This window comes from Psychromicrobium ferritrahens, assembly GCF_043789415.1.
Classification (GTDB): Bacteria; Actinomycetota; Actinomycetes; order Actinomycetales; family Micrococcaceae; genus Renibacterium.
The window spans coordinates 1,987,338-2,003,892 of record NZ_JBDLLW010000001.1; the positions used below are offsets into that span (position 1 = coordinate 1,987,338).

The window sequence follows — 16,555 nt, forward strand, 5'->3', positions numbered from 1 at the left end:
TCAGCGGACTACCTCGGAGGGGCGAACGAACTGAAGGGCTAAGCGCTGAGCAGCTGTTCGAAGCTCTTGAGGTAACCCTCTTCGTCAAAGCCCTCAATCAGAGTCGTCTGGAGGATGTACCCCTGGCCGATCCCGATCAGCAGCGGCATCAGCTCGGTGGCGCGTTGATCTGCCGCCGCCCTGTCGAGGCCGAGATGCTGGAACCAGGAACTGGCGCTGGCGGCAAAGTGACTGATCAGTACGCCGTAAACCGAGGTGAAGAGTTCGCGCACCTTTGGCTCGGTGACGGCTTCGCCCCAGATCTGGAGTAGCAGCGCGGGGCTGCCGATCTCCATCCGGAGGTGGTCCACCAAGCTTCGGATCAGCTGCGCCGGATGTTGCACTTCAGCTTGCGCCTGATTGAGTTCCGACTGCTCGCTGATCAGCTCGAAGACTTCCGAAACGACGAAGAGCACCAGCTCGTCTTTATTGCTGAAGTGTCCGTAGATCGCCCCCGCTGAGAGCCCTGATTCAACGATGATGTCGTTGATCGAGGTGGCTTTGATCCCTTTGCGGGCAAAGCAGTTGAGAACCGCAGACACGATCTGGCGTCGGCGGTCCTTGCGGTACTGCTCTGAAACTTTCGGCATATCTCTCCCTGGAAACTCCTGCAATTGACAATCTAGCGCATCGGGATCATTATAAAAAACGAACATTCTTTTTTATTAAGTTCTAGGAGTTCCGATGCGTAATTCTGAGCCACTCAAGCACACCAAATGGAGCGTGGCAGTGGGCCTTGCCGCTGCGGCGGCGCTCCTGGTCACCCTGGTGATCCTGGCCTTTCTGTGGCCTACTGTGACCTCCTCCGCAAAGTCGCTTCCGGTCGCCATCACCGGCCCGGCGGCTCAGGTGCAGCAGGTGAAGTCGCAGCTAGCAGCTGGAACGGGCGATCTGCTCGAGCTCACCGTGCTGGACAGCCGGGACGCCGCAGTGCAGGGGATCAAAGACCGCAGTTACTACGGGGCGATCGTGGTGAGTCAGCACCCCGAACTGCTTGAAGCCTCCGCTGCCGGTCCCGCGCCGCTGCAGATTATGAATCAGCTGGCGCAGAATCTGCAGCAACAGCTCAGCCTGCAGAGTGCGCAGGCCGCTGCGGCAGGTGCGCCGCCGAGCCCCGCGGTGAAGCTGGTGGTCACCGACGTCGTGCCACTGGCGGCTTCCGATGCGCGTGGCACCGGTCTGACGGCGGCCTCCTTCCCGATGGTGCTGGGCGGGATGATCGGTGGCATTCTGCTCTCGCTCTTGCTGGTCGGCGTCTGGCGTCGTTTGGCCGGTGCTGCGCTCTACTCGCTGCTGGTCGGGTTCCTGGCCGCGGCGGTCTTGGGTCCGTGGTTTGGTATTCTGCAGGGCAGTTACCTGCTCAATGTGGCGGTGATCGCGCTCTCGGCCTTTGCCACCGCAGTCTTCATCGTCGGAGTGACGGCCCTGCTGGGGCGAGTCGGAGTTGCCGTCGGCTCGGTGGTCACCATGTTGATTGGCAACCCGCTCTCCGCGGCCACCCAGCCGGTGCAGTTCATGGTCGAACCCTGGGGTGCCATCGGCCAGTGGTTCGTACCCGGTGCCTCGACCACTCTGCTCCGCGACGCCTCCTACTTTCCGGAGAGCCCAACACTCTTCCCCTGGCTCGTGTTGGCGGGCTGGGCGGTGCTCGGCGTGCTGCTGTCGCTGATCGGCCACTTCAGAAACCAGGAAGTCGTGGAGGTTCCCGCTTTCGAAGATGCCGAGCGGAGTGTTCATGGCTCGGGTATTCAGGGGTCGGGTGGTCAGCTGGAGGCCAAGCACCTCGCGGTTTAGTATTCCCTGGCGCGTTTCGCGACAGTCCCGCCTCCTCCCAGACTTCGCAAGCTCAGTCCGGGTCCCTCGGAGGATAAGCTTGGAATCATGACTGACGTGTTGGATCTTGGCTCTGCCCGCGCCCGCCTGCTGGAACTCATCAAGGAATTGGCCGTCGTGCACGGCAAAGTGACTCTGTCCAGCGGTAAAGAGGCCGATTACTACATCGACCTGCGCCGAATCACTCTGCATCACGAAGCGAGTGCCCTGGTGGGTCGGGTCATGCTGGCCATGCTGGATGAGGCCGGGATCCAGTTCGAAGCAGCCGGCGGCCTCACCCTGGGCGCGGATCCGGTGGGCACCGCGCTGATGCACGCAGCCACTGCTCAGGGCCGTTCGATCGATGCCTTCGTGGTGCGCAAGGAACAGAAGTCGCACGGTATGCGCCGTCAGGTCGAAGGCCCCTCAGTCGAAGGACGACCCGTTGTGGTGCTGGAAGACACCTCCACCACAGGGGCCTCTCCGCTCAAAGCCGTTGAAGGAGTGCGCAACGCGGGCGGCCAAGTGCAGGCGGTCGCGGTGATTGTGGATCGCGCCACCGGTGCCAAGGATCTGATCGAAAAAGAAACCGGCGTGCCGTACTTCTACGCTTTCTCCAAGGACGAACTCGGCCTCGACTGAGCTTCACAGCCCCGCAGTATCGCTGAGTGTGCAGATCTACACCTTAAAGTGTGTTCAAAACATGTAGATCTGCACACTCAGCAGAACTAGATGAACGGAATCAGATCGGCGACCGAATTGAGCGTCTCATCCGGGCGGAACGGATAAGCGTTGATGTCCCCGCGCTGAGTGATGCCGGTGAGCACCAGTACGGTGTGCAGCCCGGCTTCCATGCCTGCGATGATGTCGGTGTCCATCCGGTCGCCGATCATCGCCGTGGTCTCCGAATGCGCCTCGATCTGGTTCATCGCGGAACGGAACATCATCGGATTGGGCTTGCCCACAACATAGGGCTCCCGGTTGGTGGCCTTGGTGATCAGCGCGGCGATCGCTCCGGTAGCCGGCAGCGGGCCCTCCATGGAAGGCCCGGTGGCATCCGGGTTGGTGGCGATGAACCGGGCGCCATCGCCGATCAACCGGATCGCTTTGGTGATGGCCTCAAAGGAATAGCTCCGGGTCTCTCCGAGCACTACGTAGTCAGGGCTCTGGTCGGTCAGCACAAACCCCGCCTCATGCAAGGCCGTGGTCAGCCCGGCCTCACCGATCACAAAGGCCCGGCCACCCGGCAATTGGGATTTCATGAACTCAGCGGTTGCCAGAGCGGAGGTCCAGAGGTTCTCCTCCGGGATCTCCAGACCGGATGCCTTCAGCCGGGCGGCGAGGTCCCGCGGCGTGTAAATCGAATTATTGGTCAGCACCAGGAAACGCTTCGAGGTGTCTACCCAGCGCCGGATCAACTCGGCGGCTCCGGGGACCGCCTGGTTCTCGTGGACCAGTACGCCGTCCATATCGGTGAGCCAGCATTCAATATCTTCAGCCTTGCGCGGTTCGTCATGTGCCATGGCATAAGTCTTCCACTGTTCTGCGCGAAGTAGGGTAGATCTGTGAGAACAATCGCTCAGCCGGACGACGGCGACCCGGCAGCGCGGCCCGCCGATCGAGAAGCAGTCGATCAAGAAGGATCGAAGCCGGAAGAATTAGGGCCGGAAGAGGTTGGCCTCGGCCCCTGGGCCGGAGAATGGCCCGAAGGAGATCACTGGGATCCAGAATTGCTGGCCCAGGGGGACCGCCGCAATGTGGTGGACGAGTTTCGCTATTGGAAGCATGACGCGATTGTGGCGGCGCTGGATGAGCGCAGGCATGAGTTCCATGTGGCCATTGAGAACTGGCAGCATGACTTGAACATCGGCTCCGTGGTGCGTACCGCCAACGCCTTCCTGGCCAAGGAAGTGCACATTATCGGACGACGTCGTTGGAACCGCCGGGGCGCCATGGTGACCGATAAATATCAGCATGTCAGGCACCACCCGAGTGTGCAGGACTTCGTCGACTGGGCGGCCGCCGAAGGGCTGGCCGTGATCGGCATCGACAACTTCCCAGACTCGGTTCCGTTGGAGACCTATCAGCTGCCACGTCGCTGTGTGCTGGTCTTCGGTCAGGAGGGCCCGGGGCTCACCCCAGAGGTGCATCGGGCGGCAGAGGCCACGCTCTCCATCGCTCAGTTCGGCTCCACCCGTTCGATAAACGCTTCCGCGGCGGCCGCCATCGCCATGCACGCCTGGATCCGACGGCACGAATTCGGCCAATCGGTTAAATCCCTGAGCTGACTTCCGTTGGGCACGATTCTGATTCTGGGTGGAGGAGGTTTCTCCACCCAGAATTGCTCTCCTCGGCCCAAGACAGCGGCGGGGGATCTTCTAGGCTTAGGGAGGAGAGGGCCTGAGCCCGAATCGGCTGAAAAGGGAGGCCAGTGAGCGAGAAACCCGCGGTGATCGGTGAGCGCGCTGAGCCGCCGGTGCCCTGGTCGTACACCTTTCGTGATCATCTACTGAAACCCCTAGGGCTGCTGTTCATCGCTTCAGTGAGTGCGGCGCAAAAACTGCTGGCCGATAAGCCCGAGGGGGATCGGTTCTGGTTGCTGTATATCCCGGTGGCACTGCTTTCCGCGGCCTCGTTGTTCAGCTGGAAGCGGCTGCCGACCTGGTGCCAGATCGTCATTTTCACCGGCTACCTCATGCTCTGCGGAATGCTCTATGCACTCAGCAAAGACAATATCGCGGTGCTCTTCAGCTTCGTTGGCTCCGCGATTTTTGGCGAGAAGCTCGCTTCGCAGCGGATATCCATCAGCCTTGCCGCGGCGAATTCTCTGTGGACCTTCGCTTGCGTCTGGTACCTGCAGAATTTTCAGCCACAAGCGGTTAGCGCCTCGCTCTGGGTGGCCTTATTGGTCGGACTGCCGGTTTATATCGGGCTGGCGCAGCGCAATAGCAGGGAAGCCTATCGGCAGGCCCACTTCGCGCTGCAAGAGTCTCAACGGGCGGCGGACGCTGAGGCCCGGGAAGCCGCGCTCGCGGAACGAAGCCGGATCGCCAGAGAGGTGCACGACGTCGTGGGCCACTCGCTGACTGGAATCTCCCTGCAGCTCGATATGGCCGATGCGCTGCATCGCCGGGGCAGGGAAGTCGAAGCCAACCAAGCCGTTGTGAAGGCTCGCGCGCTCGCTGTCGGTGGTATCGCGGAGACCAGGCGTGCCGTGCAGGCGCTGCGTCAGCAGACCCTGCCACTCACTGAGACTCTTCGCGTGATGGCCCGAAACGAAGCAGCCGAATTCATCCAGCGTGGCGCTGTGCGGCAGACATCGGTCGAGACATCGCAGGCGTTGATCCGAGCCGCACAGGAAGCAATGACGAACGCTCAACGATACGCCGGAGGTGCAGCCCTGACGGTGAGCCTGTGCTTTGACGTCTCGTCGATCCGGCTGAGGGTCTTCAACGGACCAGCAGTAGGGAACCGTCGTTCTGCTCCGGGGGCTGGCTCCGGAATGGGTTTGATTGGAATGCGGGAACGCGCTGATCTGCTCGGTGGCGCGCTGCACGCAGGTCCAGAGGGAGATGGCTGGTTGGTGGAGATGGAGTTGCCAGGATGACGGAACCTATTAGGCTGCTGATCGCCGATGATCAGACGGTGGTGCGAGAAGCCCTCGAGGTGATGCTCGATCTGGAGGACGGCATGGAAGTAGTCGGTACCGCGGAGAATGGCCTGCGAGCGACTGAACTGGCCGTCGAACTGCGACCCGACGTCGTGCTGATGGATATCAATATGCCGCTTCTGGACGGTATTCGAGCCACCGAGAAGATCCTTCGGGAAATCCCTGGGACGGCCATTATGATGCTGACCACCTTCGACGACGAAGAGTCGATTCTCGCCTCGTTGCGGGCCGGTGCGCTGGGCTATCTGACCAAGGACGCCGACCGGGAGCGAATCGTGCAGGCGATCCGTAGCGCTGCGCTGGGGCAGTCGGTACTGGACGCCCAGGTGCAACTCAGATTGCTGCAACTGGTTGCCCGGGTGCCCGCCCCGGAAGGTGATCCGGTCAGTCTGACACTGCGTGAGGAAGAGATTCTGGGACTGATCGGGTTGGGGCTGCGGAACGCCGAAATCGCCGATCGGCTGGTGATCAGCGAGGCGACGGTGAAGACCCATATCAATAATCTCTTCGCCAAGGCTGATCTGCACTCGCGGGCCGAAGCGGTCCGTTATGCGCTCGGCAGGCCTTCCCGCCACCGCCAGGAGCGACCCTGAATCAGCAGAGATCTTAACAGCGGCGGCCGGGCCCTTCAGACGTCATCCGAAGGAACCCCGCCGCCAGTAGTTTTAGCGCAGATACTCTTCCCAGTAGGTCTTGGTGACCTTAGGCCCGTCGTCCGCGGCGTGCGAGGCCAGGCCATTGCGGCCCCGATAATAGTCGCCGACCTGAGCCTGCGCCGAAGGGGACATATCGGTATCGCAGATGGCGACCGCATGGATGTGATGAGCAAATCCCTGGGCCGGGGTGCGATGCCAGGCTGCGAAGCCGACTTCGCGGAGAGCCTTCACCATGGCGGTCATCTGAGCGTCGCTTTTGCCGCTCACCGAAACGTCCACCACGCCACCGCCGTCGTGAGTTCCCGCCGAGGCATCCACGCCTCCCGGGTTGTAGGAGCCCTGGGTCAGTGACATGGTGATTCCGGCGCGTTTACCGGCTTCGCTCAGCATGCTCTTGGTCCGGGTGTTCACGGTTTTGCCGCTTACTGTGGTCTTGGCGCCCACAGTGATCACCCGGCTTACTGTGTAACGGTCAGTGCCCAGCTTCTTCAGCGAAGTGGGGCCGGGCAGGCCGGTGGCATCCAGCCCGGTGTAGCCGAGAGATTGCTGGTATTTCTGATAGGCGGCGATGGTCACACTGCCGTAGTTGCCGTCGTCGGATCCCGAGGCGAGCAGCTTTTTCGCAATCAGTGCTTGCTGCACGAGCTTCACCGAGGGGCCGCAACCGGGCGTGATGGCAAAAGAGCCGCGATAGGGGTCCACCTGGGCGGCCAGGATGACTTTTTCCATATCGGTGGCGGGCAGGGCGGCATGGGCGAAGGTGGTTCCAAGCACAGGAATGCTGAGCACTGCTGTTGCGGTGCCGATCGCGCTGCCACGCAGGAAGCTCTTTCGGCTCAGTCCTTGAGGGTCCATGGATGTTCTCCAGATCGTTGTGTTGACAATCATCGAGCGGACTCAGTCAAACAGCCGGAGGAATTCCGGACAATGGGGAGTTCTCCCCCTCCAGGTTATTACTGGGAAAATCCCAGGGAACTGCCAGTTGTCAATTCCTGATCGGCGCTCACCCGGGCAAGTTACCTCACGGTAGTGTGTTGCAGATCACTATCGTCATCAAAGGAGATGCGAATGTCGCTTCATCGAATCGCGACGGCCATTCTGGCCGTGACTGCCCTGACCGGTCTGAGTTTTGCCGGCATCAGCCAGGTTCAAGCAGAGAGCTCTTCAGCAGGCTCAGCAACAGACTTCTACCAATTACCCGCCCAGCTTCCCAGCGCAAACGGTGCACTGATCCGCCAGGAAGCCTCGGCTTATTACCTCGATCCCTTCAAGACCACGAGCGCAGACGCCGATGTCACGCGGGTGATGTACAAAAGCACCAATAGCCTGGGGCAGCCGATGGCGGTGACCGGCACGGTCCTGGTGCCCAGGAGCCAGTGGGTAGGCGCGGGCAGCAGGCCTTTGATCAGCCTGGCCGCTGGAACCCAGGGGCAAGGCGATCAGTGCGCACCGAGCAAACAGCTGGCCATGGGTACCGAATACGAGGGGGCTTTGCTCGCGGGTCTGCTGCTGCGCGGTTATGCCGTCGCCGTCACCGATTATGAAGGCTTGGGAACCAACGGAACTCACACCTATCTCTCACGCGCTTCGCAGGGGCATGCGGTGCTGGACGCCGCCCGAGCCGCACTGCGACTGGGCGTCAGCGGGCTGAACAGCAATACCCGAATCGGCATCGTGGGCTACTCCCAGGGAGGTGGAGCCGCCGCTTCAGCCGCGGAATTGGCTGCTAGTTACGGGTCGGAACTGAAGGTGATGGGAACCTATGCCGGTGCTGTTCCCGCCGATCTGCAGAGCGTTGCAAGCAATATAGACGGCACGCTTTACAGTGGCTTATTGCTCTATGCCGCCAATGGGTTCCTGGCTGAGCGAGGAATCGATCCCGCTCGTTATTTCAATCAGGTCGGTTTGCAAACCCTGCAAGACGCCTCCCAGGAATGCCTTTTCAGCACTCTGGCGTCTAAAGCCTTTATGGACACCACCACTATTACTCGTTCCGGTCAGACTTTCTCCCAGATGACCCAATCGGGTGAGTTGAAGACGATTCTGGATGAGCAGAAAATCGGGGTCAACGGGGCGCCTCAGGCGCCTATTCTGATCGGGCAGAGCCTCTATGACGACGTCGTGCCGGAACCTCAGGCGCGGGCGCTCGCCAAGCGCTGGTGCGATGCCGGCGTCACGGTGCAGTATTCCACCACTTCGATACCCACGCATATCGGTGGTTATATCGGGTTGCTGCCCGAGTTGTTCAGTTTCTTAGAGGGGCGGGTAGCTGGTCTTCAGCCGCCCAAGAACTGCGGTTCGTTCTAGCCGCGTAAAGTGCGGTCGATCAGCGGCTCTGGCTGCCCGGTCGACCGCACTTTACGTTAAGATGAAAACGACTCAGTACAACCCTCAAAGGAGCTCGTATGCCTATCGCGACACCGGATGAATACGCAGAGATGATCGATCGTGCGAAGGCAGGCGGCTTTGCCTACCCGGCGGTGAACGTCACCTCTTCGCAAACCCTCAATGCAGCCCTGCAGGGGTTTGCTGACGCCGGTTCGGACGGCATTGTGCAGGTCTCCACCGGCGGTGCTGCTTACTGGTCGGGCGCCAAGACCAAGGATATGGTCGCCGGCTCGCTCGGCTTCGCGGCTTTCGCCCGTGAAGTGGCGAAGAACTACCCGATCAAGGTGGCACTGCACACCGATCACTGCCCCAAGGACAAGCTGGACGGCTTCGTTTTGCCGTTGCTAGCTGCTTCTGAGGTTGAGGTGGCTGCGGGGCGTAACCCCTTCTTCAACTCGCATATGTGGGACGGCTCGGCTGAGACCCTGGAAGAGAACCTGCGAATCGGCAAGGAACTGCTGCCCCGGATGGCTGCCGCCAAGATGATCCTCGAAGTGGAGATCGGCGCTGTGGGCGGCGAAGAAGACGGCGTCGATAATGAAATCAACGACAAGCTCTACTCCACCGTTGCCGATGGCCTGGCCACGGTCGAGGCGCTGGGCTCGGGTGAGAATGGCCGCTACATCACGGCACTGACCTTCGGCAATGTGCACGGCGTCTACAAGCCTGGCAATGTGAAGCTGCGCCCGGAGATCCTCAAGGAGATCCAGGAAGCGGTCGGTGCCAAGCTGGGTAAGAACAGCCCCTTCGACCTGGTCTTCCACGGTGGTTCGGGCTCCACCCCGCAGGAGATCGCGGATGCGGTTTCCTACGGCGTGATCAAGATGAACATCGACACCGATACCCAGTACGCCTACACTCGCCCGGTGGTCGATCACATGTTCAAGAACTACGACGGCGTGCTCAAGATCGATGGTGAAGTGGGCAATAAGAAGACCTACGATCCCCGGGTCTGGGGAGCTTCCGCGGAAGCCGGTCTGGCTGCTCGTCTGGTGATCGCCGCGCAGGAGCTCGGCTCCGCTGGCAAGAGCCTGTAGGCGCGCCGGATGTCTGACGAGTTCCGGAAGAACCTGATCGGCCAGAACCTCACCCAAGGGCCAGCTCCGACCCTTCTGCCGGCGGAGCCGGAGGTCACCGAACGATTGGCTGCTGGTGATGAGGCGGTCGACGTCGCAGCGAGCTTCCCGGCCTCGTCCTTGCCCTGGGCACTGCTCTCAGAAGAAGCTTTTTCCGCAGGCCATCCGGTGGAGGCCTACGCTTACGCCCGTACCGGCTACCACCGCGGCCTGGATGCGCTGCGCCGGAACGGCTGGCGCGGCGCGGGGCCGATTCCCTGGGAGCATGAACCGAATCGTGGTTTCCTCAAGGCCCTCTACGCTCTGGGGCGGGCTGCGGGAGCTATTGGCGAGGCCGAGGAAGCCGAGAGAATCGCCACCTTCCTCAATGACTCTGATCCTACGGCGCTCGCCGAGTTGGAGCAGTAACTCGGTTCAGCAATAACCTGGCCGAGTTCGTGCTTCATTCTCAAATTCGCCTGTCATCTCAGGCGAACGAGTGAAGAAGCCACGAACTCGGCGGGGGCGCTCGGCAGTTCAGCCGAGATGCTTGGTGCGATGCGGCACGGCGTACGCGGTCAGGAAAACCACCAGCAGTACCAGGATCACCGCGGTGATTTGCTGCGAGAACGGCACGAAGACACTGAGCAGGATCAACACTGCTGCTGCCGGAGCGACCACATTGGTCACCGAGGTGGCCTGTGGTCTGATCGCCAGCAGCCAGACGAAGAACACGAAGACGGCCACCGGGATGCACAGGGTGGCCGCGGCGGCTACCGAGTCGAGCTTGGAATGATGCGTCTCCACTTCGAGGGCGACCTCGATGCCCGCCGAGACAGCCGCGGCTGCGGCGAAGACGAAGTAGTGACCGTAGCCCCAGCGCAGCGCCGTCTTCAGATTGCTCAGCAGCTCGTGCTGCGGAAGAGCGAAATAGATCCACCAGAGGCAGGCCACGATGACAAAACCGGTGCCCGCGATGAGCAGTAAATCGCTGAGTTGCTCATGCTCGTTGCTCGCCTCGATAATGGCGGTGGTGGAGGCCAGCACGGACTCACCGAGCACGATGATGGTGAACAATCCGTAGCGTTCGGTGATGTGGTGACGGTGCCACGGCGTCGCGGCTGAACGTTCAGCCAACACCGGGACCGCGAGCTCAGCGACGATTCCGAGCAGAAACATCCAGGGCTTGAAACCGTCAGGCACGGCAATGGCGAAAACCACCCAGTAGACCTGCACAATGGCAATTCCAACGGCGTAGCTCAGGGCGGTTTTCCGGCCCGCCGGATCACCGATGGCGGCCCTGATCCACTGCAGAATAATGGCGACCCGCATAATGATGTAGCCCGTGATGCCCAGGGTGAAATCCGGATGTTCGGGATTAGCGATCCCCGTGACACCGGCTGCGAAAACCAGAGCTCCCGCCATCTGCACCAGGGTCAGCACCCGGTAATACCAGTCGTCGGTGCCATAGGAGGTGGCGAACCAAGTGAAGTTCATCCAGGCCCACCAGATCGCGAAGAAAGCCATTGCATAGCCGAGCAGTCCTACACTGAAATGACCTTCAGCCTCGAAGCTCAGCAGATTACGGCCGGCAGCGCCGACGGCGACGACGAAGACCAAGTCGAAGAACAGCTCAAGGGGAGTGGATACTCGATGGGATTCGTGAGGGTCACGGCGGATCATGCTGGGAAATCGCATTGCAGGCTCCAGGTTCAGATCGACAAACTGGGAGTCTCGATCATAACGGGAAAATTTTCTTTCAGGGTGGGCCGGGCTGTTGATGACGGGCTCAACCGAGGGCAGCAATGGCGCTGATCGTCGGTTTGCGGCCGACATCAACTTCGGCTGAGCAGCCGCGTCCGCTAAACTTGGTAGGTAAGAGCCCCGGAACTCTTGCTTCGCCAGTGCTGATCAAGGCCGGCGCGAATGAAGGAGCGAAGGGGCATCGCCATGAAATGGGGGAGGTTCCCATGCCAGCAATCGTGATCGTCGGCGCCCAGTGGGGCGACGAAGGTAAAGGTAAAGCGACCGATCTTTTGGGTGGTCGCGTGGACTATGTCGTTAAGCCCAATGGTGGCAATAACGCCGGGCACACAGTAGTGGTCGGCGGTGAGAAGTATGAGCTCAAGCTCCTTCCTGCCGGCATTCTGAGCCCCAACGCAACACCGGTGATCGGCAACGGTTGTGTGGTCAATCTGGAAGCTCTTTTCGAGGAAATCGACGCCCTTGAAGCACGAGGCGCGAGTACCTCCCGGCTGCGTATTTCAGCGAACGCCCATCTGGTGGCGCCTTACCATCAGGTGCTGGATAAGGTCACTGAGCGGTTCCTGGGCAAACGTGCGATCGGAACCACCGGGCGCGGGATCGGCCCGGCCTATATGGACAAAGTGGCCCGGCTGGGCATTCGCGTTCAGGACGTCTTCGATGAGTCGATTCTGCGGCAGAAGGTCGAAGGTTCTCTAGCGCAGAAAAACGAACTGCTGGTCAAGGTCTATAACCGGCGCGCCGTGAGCATCGACGAGACCGTGCAGTACTTCCTCGATTTCGCGGAGCGGCTGCGGCCCTTCGTGATCGACGCCACGATTGAATTGAATCGCGCTCTCGACGAGGGCAAGGTCGTTTTGATGGAAGGCGGTCAGGCTACCTATCTCGACGTCGACCATGGCACATACCCTTTCGTCACCTCTTCCAACCCGACAGCGGGCGGTGCTTCGGTCGGCTCAGGCATCGGACCGAGCCGGATCTCCCGGGTCGTCGGCATTATCAAGGCCTACACCACCCGGGTGGGCGCAGGTCCTTTCCCCACTGAGCTCTTCGATGAGATGGGTGACTACCTGCAGAAGAAGGGTGGCGAGTTCGGGGTCAACACCGGGCGGCCGCGTCGTTGCGGCTGGTATGACGCGGTGCTGGCCCGTCACGCTTCGCGAATCAACGGTTTCACCGATTACTTCGTGACGAAATTGGATGTGCTCACCGGTCTGGAGAAGATCCCGGTCTGCGTGGCTTATGACGTCGACGGCGTGCGCCACGATGAAATGCCGATGACGCAGACCGATTTCCATCATGCCAAGCCGATTTTCGAATATTTCGACGGTTGGACCGAGGACATCTCCGGGGCAAAGACCTTGGAGGATCTTCCGGTCAATGCCCGTGAATACGTGCTTGCTCTAGAGAAGATGTCGGGCACCAGGTTCTCGGCCATCGGCGTGGGTCCGGATCGTGACCAGACCATTGTGCTGCACGATCTGATTGACGATTAAGCTAGAACGCAGGAGCTATTTCCGATGAATAGTCGTTGCTTTTCCCTTGGCAGGAGCAACAGACTTGAAGTGAAGAAACAGCTAGGGCTCAAGAAAGAGGTGGCCGGATGAAGGTTAGCGTGGGGCAGTTCACTCCGGGTGGCGACGTCACGGAGAATATCGCGGTGATGCGCAGACTGGCCGAACAGGCGAAGGCTGAGGGAAGCGGATTGATCCTCTTCCCAGAGGAGGCGATGTTCTCGGTCGGGAAAGTCGCCGCCGATTTCCGGGCGGCGGTCGATGCCGGCTGGACCGTCTTCGTGCAGCAGCTTTCCTTCATCGCCGCGGAGCTGGGCATCGCGGTGATCGCCGGTGGCTATGAATCCAGTGGCGAAGACCGGCCCTACAACACCTTGGTGGCCCTGGACTCCGCGGGTGCGATCCTGGGTACGTACCGGAAACTTCATCTCTATGACGCTTTCTCTTACCAGGAATCCAAGAGGATTCTGCCGAGCGACGGCGGACTGACGGTGGTCCGGATCGGCGACCTCAATGTCGGGATCATGACCTGCTACGATCTGCGTTTTCCAGAGCTGGCCCGCGCGCTCGCCGAGCAGGATGTTGACCTGCTGGGGGTCGCGGCGGCTTGGTTCAAGGGTGAGCACAAGATCGATCATTGGGAGACCTTGCTGAAGGCTCGGGCGATCGAGAACACCTGCTGGGTGGCAGCTGCCGGAACCACGAGTGAGCACTGCATCGGTCATTCGGTGATCCTGGATCCGATGGGAGTTCCAACGGCCTTCCTCAATGATGAGCCGGAGGGCGTTGCCACCTCTGATGTGACCACCAAGCGGATTGCTGAGGTGCGTGAGTTCCTTCCGGTGCTGAAGAACCGCCGCATCAAGTCCGTGCGAGAAATCGTTCCGGCACACTGACCTCAGCAGACTGGGAGTCTGAGCACGCACCCATCGAATGCTCGGCGCACCTGTGCCGGATTGAGTATTCGCCGGTGAGTCGAACCTCTTAGTGGTGTGCCTCGATACCCGGCACAACGATTATCGAGATCTCCGCTCTGCCTGCCAGCGTTGTATTGGCAGGCAGAGTTTCTAATCATGGCCCTATCCGGGTTCTCTCGCAGCGGATACCCCGGATCTTCTGCCGCTCGGGCCTCGGACCAGGAGCTCTGAGAGTGCTAAGGTCGCCGGGACCTTCGAGACTTTTGAGCATAGATCAGGCAGCCGGCACCCAGCATGACCAACCCAGCGGCTAGCCCGGCGGGCAGCCATGGGATGGGCGTTCCGGTGGCTGCGAGTTGCTTATCGGCCACGAGTCGTGGCCCGGTTGCAGCGTGTTGCGCCGGGCCTCTTCCTACTGAGTGTGGCAGCTTGGCCGGTGCCGAGGGCTTCGTGACCGTGGGTGCTGCTGGCCCCGGCTGCGTGGGGGTTGTTTTCGGTGGGGAAGGCTGCTTGAGGCAAATGGTCTCATTCGCCTCACCGAATGCGCTCTGAAATGCCAGCACCTCGGTGGAACCGGGAATCGAGGCGACCACCGTATAACAACCGACCTCCTTGAGCGGACCGAAGTCGATGGACTTCGCCTCTGCCAGCGGCACGGTGATTCGGCGGTGCACTGCTGCCCCGGGCGGAACCGCTGCACTTTGGCCAGTCACATCGGTTAATGGCCCGTACATGCTCAACGTCAAGAGGGTGCCGAGGGCTGCGGGCGGCGCACCCTGGACCTTCACGGTGTCAGTCACCCGGTCGCCGGGAAGGCCGGTATGGCGGGAAAGCTCGGTGGTGATCGACGGCCGCCAGCGCAGCAGCGTGGTCTCCTGGGAAGCTCCAAAACCGCTCTGCCAGGGTTTAACGTAGGCGCTTGCCCCGGTTGGTACAGCGCTTGTGCTATCTATGCGCTCCGTCCAGACGTAATAACCGGGCTGCTTGATCGGAAGCTCCGGTGTTTCATAACGCCCTGGCGCGCTGACCGAGGTGAGGACGCTGCCCTGCGCCCTGGCCCCTGAAGGCACCGCGGCACTCTCTCGGGGTATTGAGTTGAAAGGTCCCCAGAGTGTGGAGACCACAGTGAGCCGAACGGGTTTTCCAGTGATCGGATCGAGCAGCCAGGGTGACTGCTGGTCAGTGGACACGGTGAGAACATCCTTGAGTTGCCCCGGCGTCGTCAATATCCGAGCTGAAGTCTCCGTACGAACTTTTGGCCGCATGCTGAGTGTGGAGAGCTCACCACTGCCGCGCACGGGAGAATGTTCGGCGCCGCTGATCAGACGCTGCTTCTTGGCGGTGTTCGGTTGCAGCCAGTGAACTGCGGGAGCAGGGGCACGGGAGATCTGCGCGCTGAGTGTTCCTGGACTGAACCCGGTCCGCTGCACTGGCACGAAGCGACTTTGTTCGCCGCTGACCCAGGAAGCCGGCCCACCGGAGAGCTTGAGCGAGCCCGAGGTGCTGAGTTGAACGCCCAGCCCCGGAACCTGCGCTCCCGAGGGTCCCAGGGTGCTGACCAAGGCCGTTCCTGGCCGAGGAAAACTGACCACGATTCGGTAGGGACCGGCGAACCGCAATGCCTGCATCGTGATACTGCGGCCCAGCGAAACCACCTGCGAAGGCAGCTTGGCCCGCTGGACGATCTGCATCATGCCAGGAGTGTCCCAGCCTCTCTTGACCGCCGTGAGCGCCCAGACGGAGAGCTGAACCGCGGCCGCAGTGCTGTTGTCCTGAGTGCTGCCCCAGCGGTCAAGCAGATATGACAGCGCGTAGTTCTGCTGCTCGCTCAGCTTGCTGCCATTGCTCCTAATGAACGGCCCCTGATGCCCATCGGTATAGACATCCGAGCTCTGCGGTGAAAGCTTTTCAAAGTCGGTGCAGTAGACCAGCAGCCCTCCAGAGTTTTTCTGCTGACCGACCCAGAGCTCGGTCGAGCCCAGCCCGGCACCCAGCTTCCAGCCAGTTGCAACCGCGCTTGCCTGATTGAGTGGTAAAAGCAGAGTGGCCATCACGATGATGAGGCCAAGCCAGCGCGTCAAATACTTTCTCAAAGCTCCTCCTGAATAGTTGAGTGACCTGGTTCATCACTGTGCCAAGGTCTCGCAGGTGAGGTAAGGTAGCCGACCTCCGATGTGAGGAAGCCGGCCTTAAACACGGGCAGTGGAGGGTGAGATGCGTCATAAAGTCCCCCGAGAATCAGGCGTAGGCTGAAAACATGGGCCATTTCAACGTCGATCAGTTCAAAGATCGAGAGACCATTGCAGCGCTCCTCGGTTCTCCGGGGCGGTGGGCCGTCGTGGGTTTGTCCAACAACACCTTGCGACCCGCCTTCAGGGTGGCCAAGTACCTGCAGGAGAAGCTCGGGATGGAGATCGTACCGGTCAATCCAAAGGGCGAGGAGGTCCACGGTGCGCAAGGCTATACTCAGCTCGCCGAGATTCCCGGTTCGATCGACGTCGTGGATTGCTTCGTCAATTCCGAACGGGTGGGAGCCATCGTCGATCAGGCCATTGAGATCGGTGCTCGGGCAGTATGGCTGCAACTGGGAGTCGTCGATGAAGCTGCCGCTCAGCGAGCAACCGCCGCCGGACTGTCGGTGGTGATGGACACCTGCCCCGCCATTGAGGCTCCCCTGATCGGTTTGGGGCAGTAACTCAGTTACCCTTTTCAGGGGGACTTAATCGCTGTATAGAACGAG

Annotated in this window: 16 protein-coding genes; 11 read left to right on the forward strand and 5 right to left on the reverse strand. The window is 60.9% G+C overall.

Annotated elements, in window-relative coordinates:
* Positions 1-38: 38 nt before the first annotated feature.
* The gene (locus tag ABDK06_RS09105) at positions 39-629 is read right to left on the reverse strand and encodes a TetR/AcrR family transcriptional regulator (protein ID WP_394940640.1); all 591 of its coding nucleotides are present in this window, start codon (positions 627-629) and stop codon (positions 39-41) included.
* 94 nt (positions 630-723) lie between these two features.
* On the opposite strand from ABDK06_RS09105, the gene ABDK06_RS09110 reads away from it, so the two are divergent.
* Together ABDK06_RS09110 and pyrE are read left to right on the forward strand one after the other, a co-directional pair.
* Positions 724-1,833, forward strand: coding sequence for a hypothetical protein (locus ABDK06_RS09110; RefSeq protein ID WP_394940641.1), 1,110 nt, complete (start codon positions 724-726; stop codon positions 1,831-1,833).
* An 87-nt stretch (positions 1,834-1,920) separates the two neighbouring features.
* On the forward strand, positions 1,921-2,493 hold the full coding sequence (gene pyrE / locus ABDK06_RS09115; protein ID WP_394940642.1) for an orotate phosphoribosyltransferase: 573 nt from the start codon (positions 1,921-1,923) through the stop codon (positions 2,491-2,493).
* An 86-nt stretch (positions 2,494-2,579) separates the two neighbouring features.
* On the opposite strand, the gene ABDK06_RS09120 is transcribed toward pyrE, so the two are convergent.
* Positions 2,580-3,374: an HAD-IIA family hydrolase gene (locus tag ABDK06_RS09120; RefSeq protein WP_394940643.1), complete on the reverse strand. Its 795-nt coding sequence runs from the start codon at positions 3,372-3,374 to the stop codon at positions 2,580-2,582.
* A 42-nt stretch (positions 3,375-3,416) separates the two neighbouring features.
* Here ABDK06_RS09120 and ABDK06_RS09125 point away from each other — a divergent pair, with 42 nt between their 5' ends.
* The 3 genes from ABDK06_RS09125 (at position 3,417) to ABDK06_RS09135 (ending at position 6,114) form a co-directional block, all read left to right on the forward strand.
* Positions 3,417-4,139, forward strand: coding sequence for a TrmH family RNA methyltransferase (locus tag ABDK06_RS09125; protein WP_394940644.1), 723 nt, complete (start codon positions 3,417-3,419; stop codon positions 4,137-4,139).
* Positions 4,140-4,282: 143 nt separating this feature from the next.
* The gene (locus tag ABDK06_RS09130; RefSeq protein ID WP_394940645.1) at positions 4,283-5,458 is read left to right on the forward strand and encodes a sensor histidine kinase; all 1,176 of its coding nucleotides are present in this window, start codon (positions 4,283-4,285) and stop codon (positions 5,456-5,458) included.
* Positions 5,455-6,114 (forward strand): response regulator, encoded by a 660-nt coding sequence (locus tag ABDK06_RS09135; protein WP_394940646.1) that lies wholly within the window; start codon positions 5,455-5,457, stop codon positions 6,112-6,114. Before ABDK06_RS09130 ends, ABDK06_RS09135 begins: the two co-directional genes overlap by 4 nt.
* 72 nt (positions 6,115-6,186) lie before the next feature.
* On the opposite strand, the gene ABDK06_RS09140 is transcribed toward ABDK06_RS09135, so the two are convergent.
* Positions 6,187-7,065 carry a peptidoglycan-binding domain-containing protein gene (locus tag ABDK06_RS09140; protein ID WP_394940647.1) on the reverse strand — a complete coding sequence of 293 codons (879 nt, stop codon included), beginning with the start codon at positions 7,063-7,065 and terminating at the stop codon, positions 6,187-6,189.
* A 180-nt stretch (positions 7,066-7,245) separates the two neighbouring features.
* On the opposite strand from ABDK06_RS09140, the gene ABDK06_RS09145 reads away from it, so the two are divergent.
* The 3 genes from ABDK06_RS09145 to ABDK06_RS09155 all read left to right on the forward strand — a co-directional run bounded on the left by ABDK06_RS09145 (position 7,246) and on the right by ABDK06_RS09155 (position 10,049).
* A complete protein-coding gene (locus tag ABDK06_RS09145) occupies positions 7,246-8,484 on the forward strand; it encodes a lipase family protein (protein ID WP_394940648.1) in 1,239 nt (412 codons plus the stop codon).
* 98 nt (positions 8,485-8,582) lie between these two features.
* Positions 8,583-9,602 carry a class II fructose-bisphosphate aldolase gene (gene fbaA, locus ABDK06_RS09150; RefSeq protein ID WP_394940649.1) on the forward strand — a complete coding sequence of 340 codons (1,020 nt, stop codon included), beginning with the start codon at positions 8,583-8,585 and terminating at the stop codon, positions 9,600-9,602.
* Positions 9,603-9,611: 9 nt separating this feature from the next.
* The gene (locus ABDK06_RS09155; protein WP_394940650.1) at positions 9,612-10,049 is read left to right on the forward strand and encodes a DUF3151 domain-containing protein; all 438 of its coding nucleotides are present in this window, start codon (positions 9,612-9,614) and stop codon (positions 10,047-10,049) included.
* Between the two features lie 108 nt (positions 10,050-10,157).
* Here the strand turns inward: ABDK06_RS09155 and ABDK06_RS09160 are convergent, their stop codons facing one another.
* A complete protein-coding gene (locus ABDK06_RS09160; RefSeq protein WP_394940651.1) occupies positions 10,158-11,318 on the reverse strand; it encodes a low temperature requirement protein A in 1,161 nt (386 codons plus the stop codon).
* A 272-nt stretch (positions 11,319-11,590) separates the two neighbouring features.
* Between ABDK06_RS09160 and ABDK06_RS09165 the strand changes: the two genes are divergently transcribed.
* Together ABDK06_RS09165 and ABDK06_RS09170 are read left to right on the forward strand one after the other, a co-directional pair.
* On the forward strand, positions 11,591-12,880 hold the full coding sequence (locus tag ABDK06_RS09165) for an adenylosuccinate synthase (protein ID WP_394940652.1): 1,290 nt from the start codon (positions 11,591-11,593) through the stop codon (positions 12,878-12,880).
* Between the two features lie 107 nt (positions 12,881-12,987).
* Positions 12,988-13,794 (forward strand): carbon-nitrogen hydrolase family protein, encoded by an 807-nt coding sequence (locus ABDK06_RS09170; RefSeq protein ID WP_394940653.1) that lies wholly within the window; start codon positions 12,988-12,990, stop codon positions 13,792-13,794.
* A 257-nt stretch (positions 13,795-14,051) separates the two neighbouring features.
* Here ABDK06_RS09170 and ABDK06_RS09175 read toward each other — a convergent pair whose 3' ends face one another.
* Positions 14,052-15,896: a hypothetical protein gene (locus tag ABDK06_RS09175; protein WP_394940654.1), complete on the reverse strand. Its 1,845-nt coding sequence runs from the start codon at positions 15,894-15,896 to the stop codon at positions 14,052-14,054.
* Positions 15,897-16,072: 176 nt separating this feature from the next.
* Here ABDK06_RS09175 and ABDK06_RS09180 point away from each other — a divergent pair, with 176 nt between their 5' ends.
* Positions 16,073-16,510: a CoA-binding protein gene (locus tag ABDK06_RS09180; protein ID WP_394940655.1), complete on the forward strand. Its 438-nt coding sequence runs from the start codon at positions 16,073-16,075 to the stop codon at positions 16,508-16,510.
* The last annotated feature ends 45 nt before the right edge of the window (positions 16,511-16,555 follow it).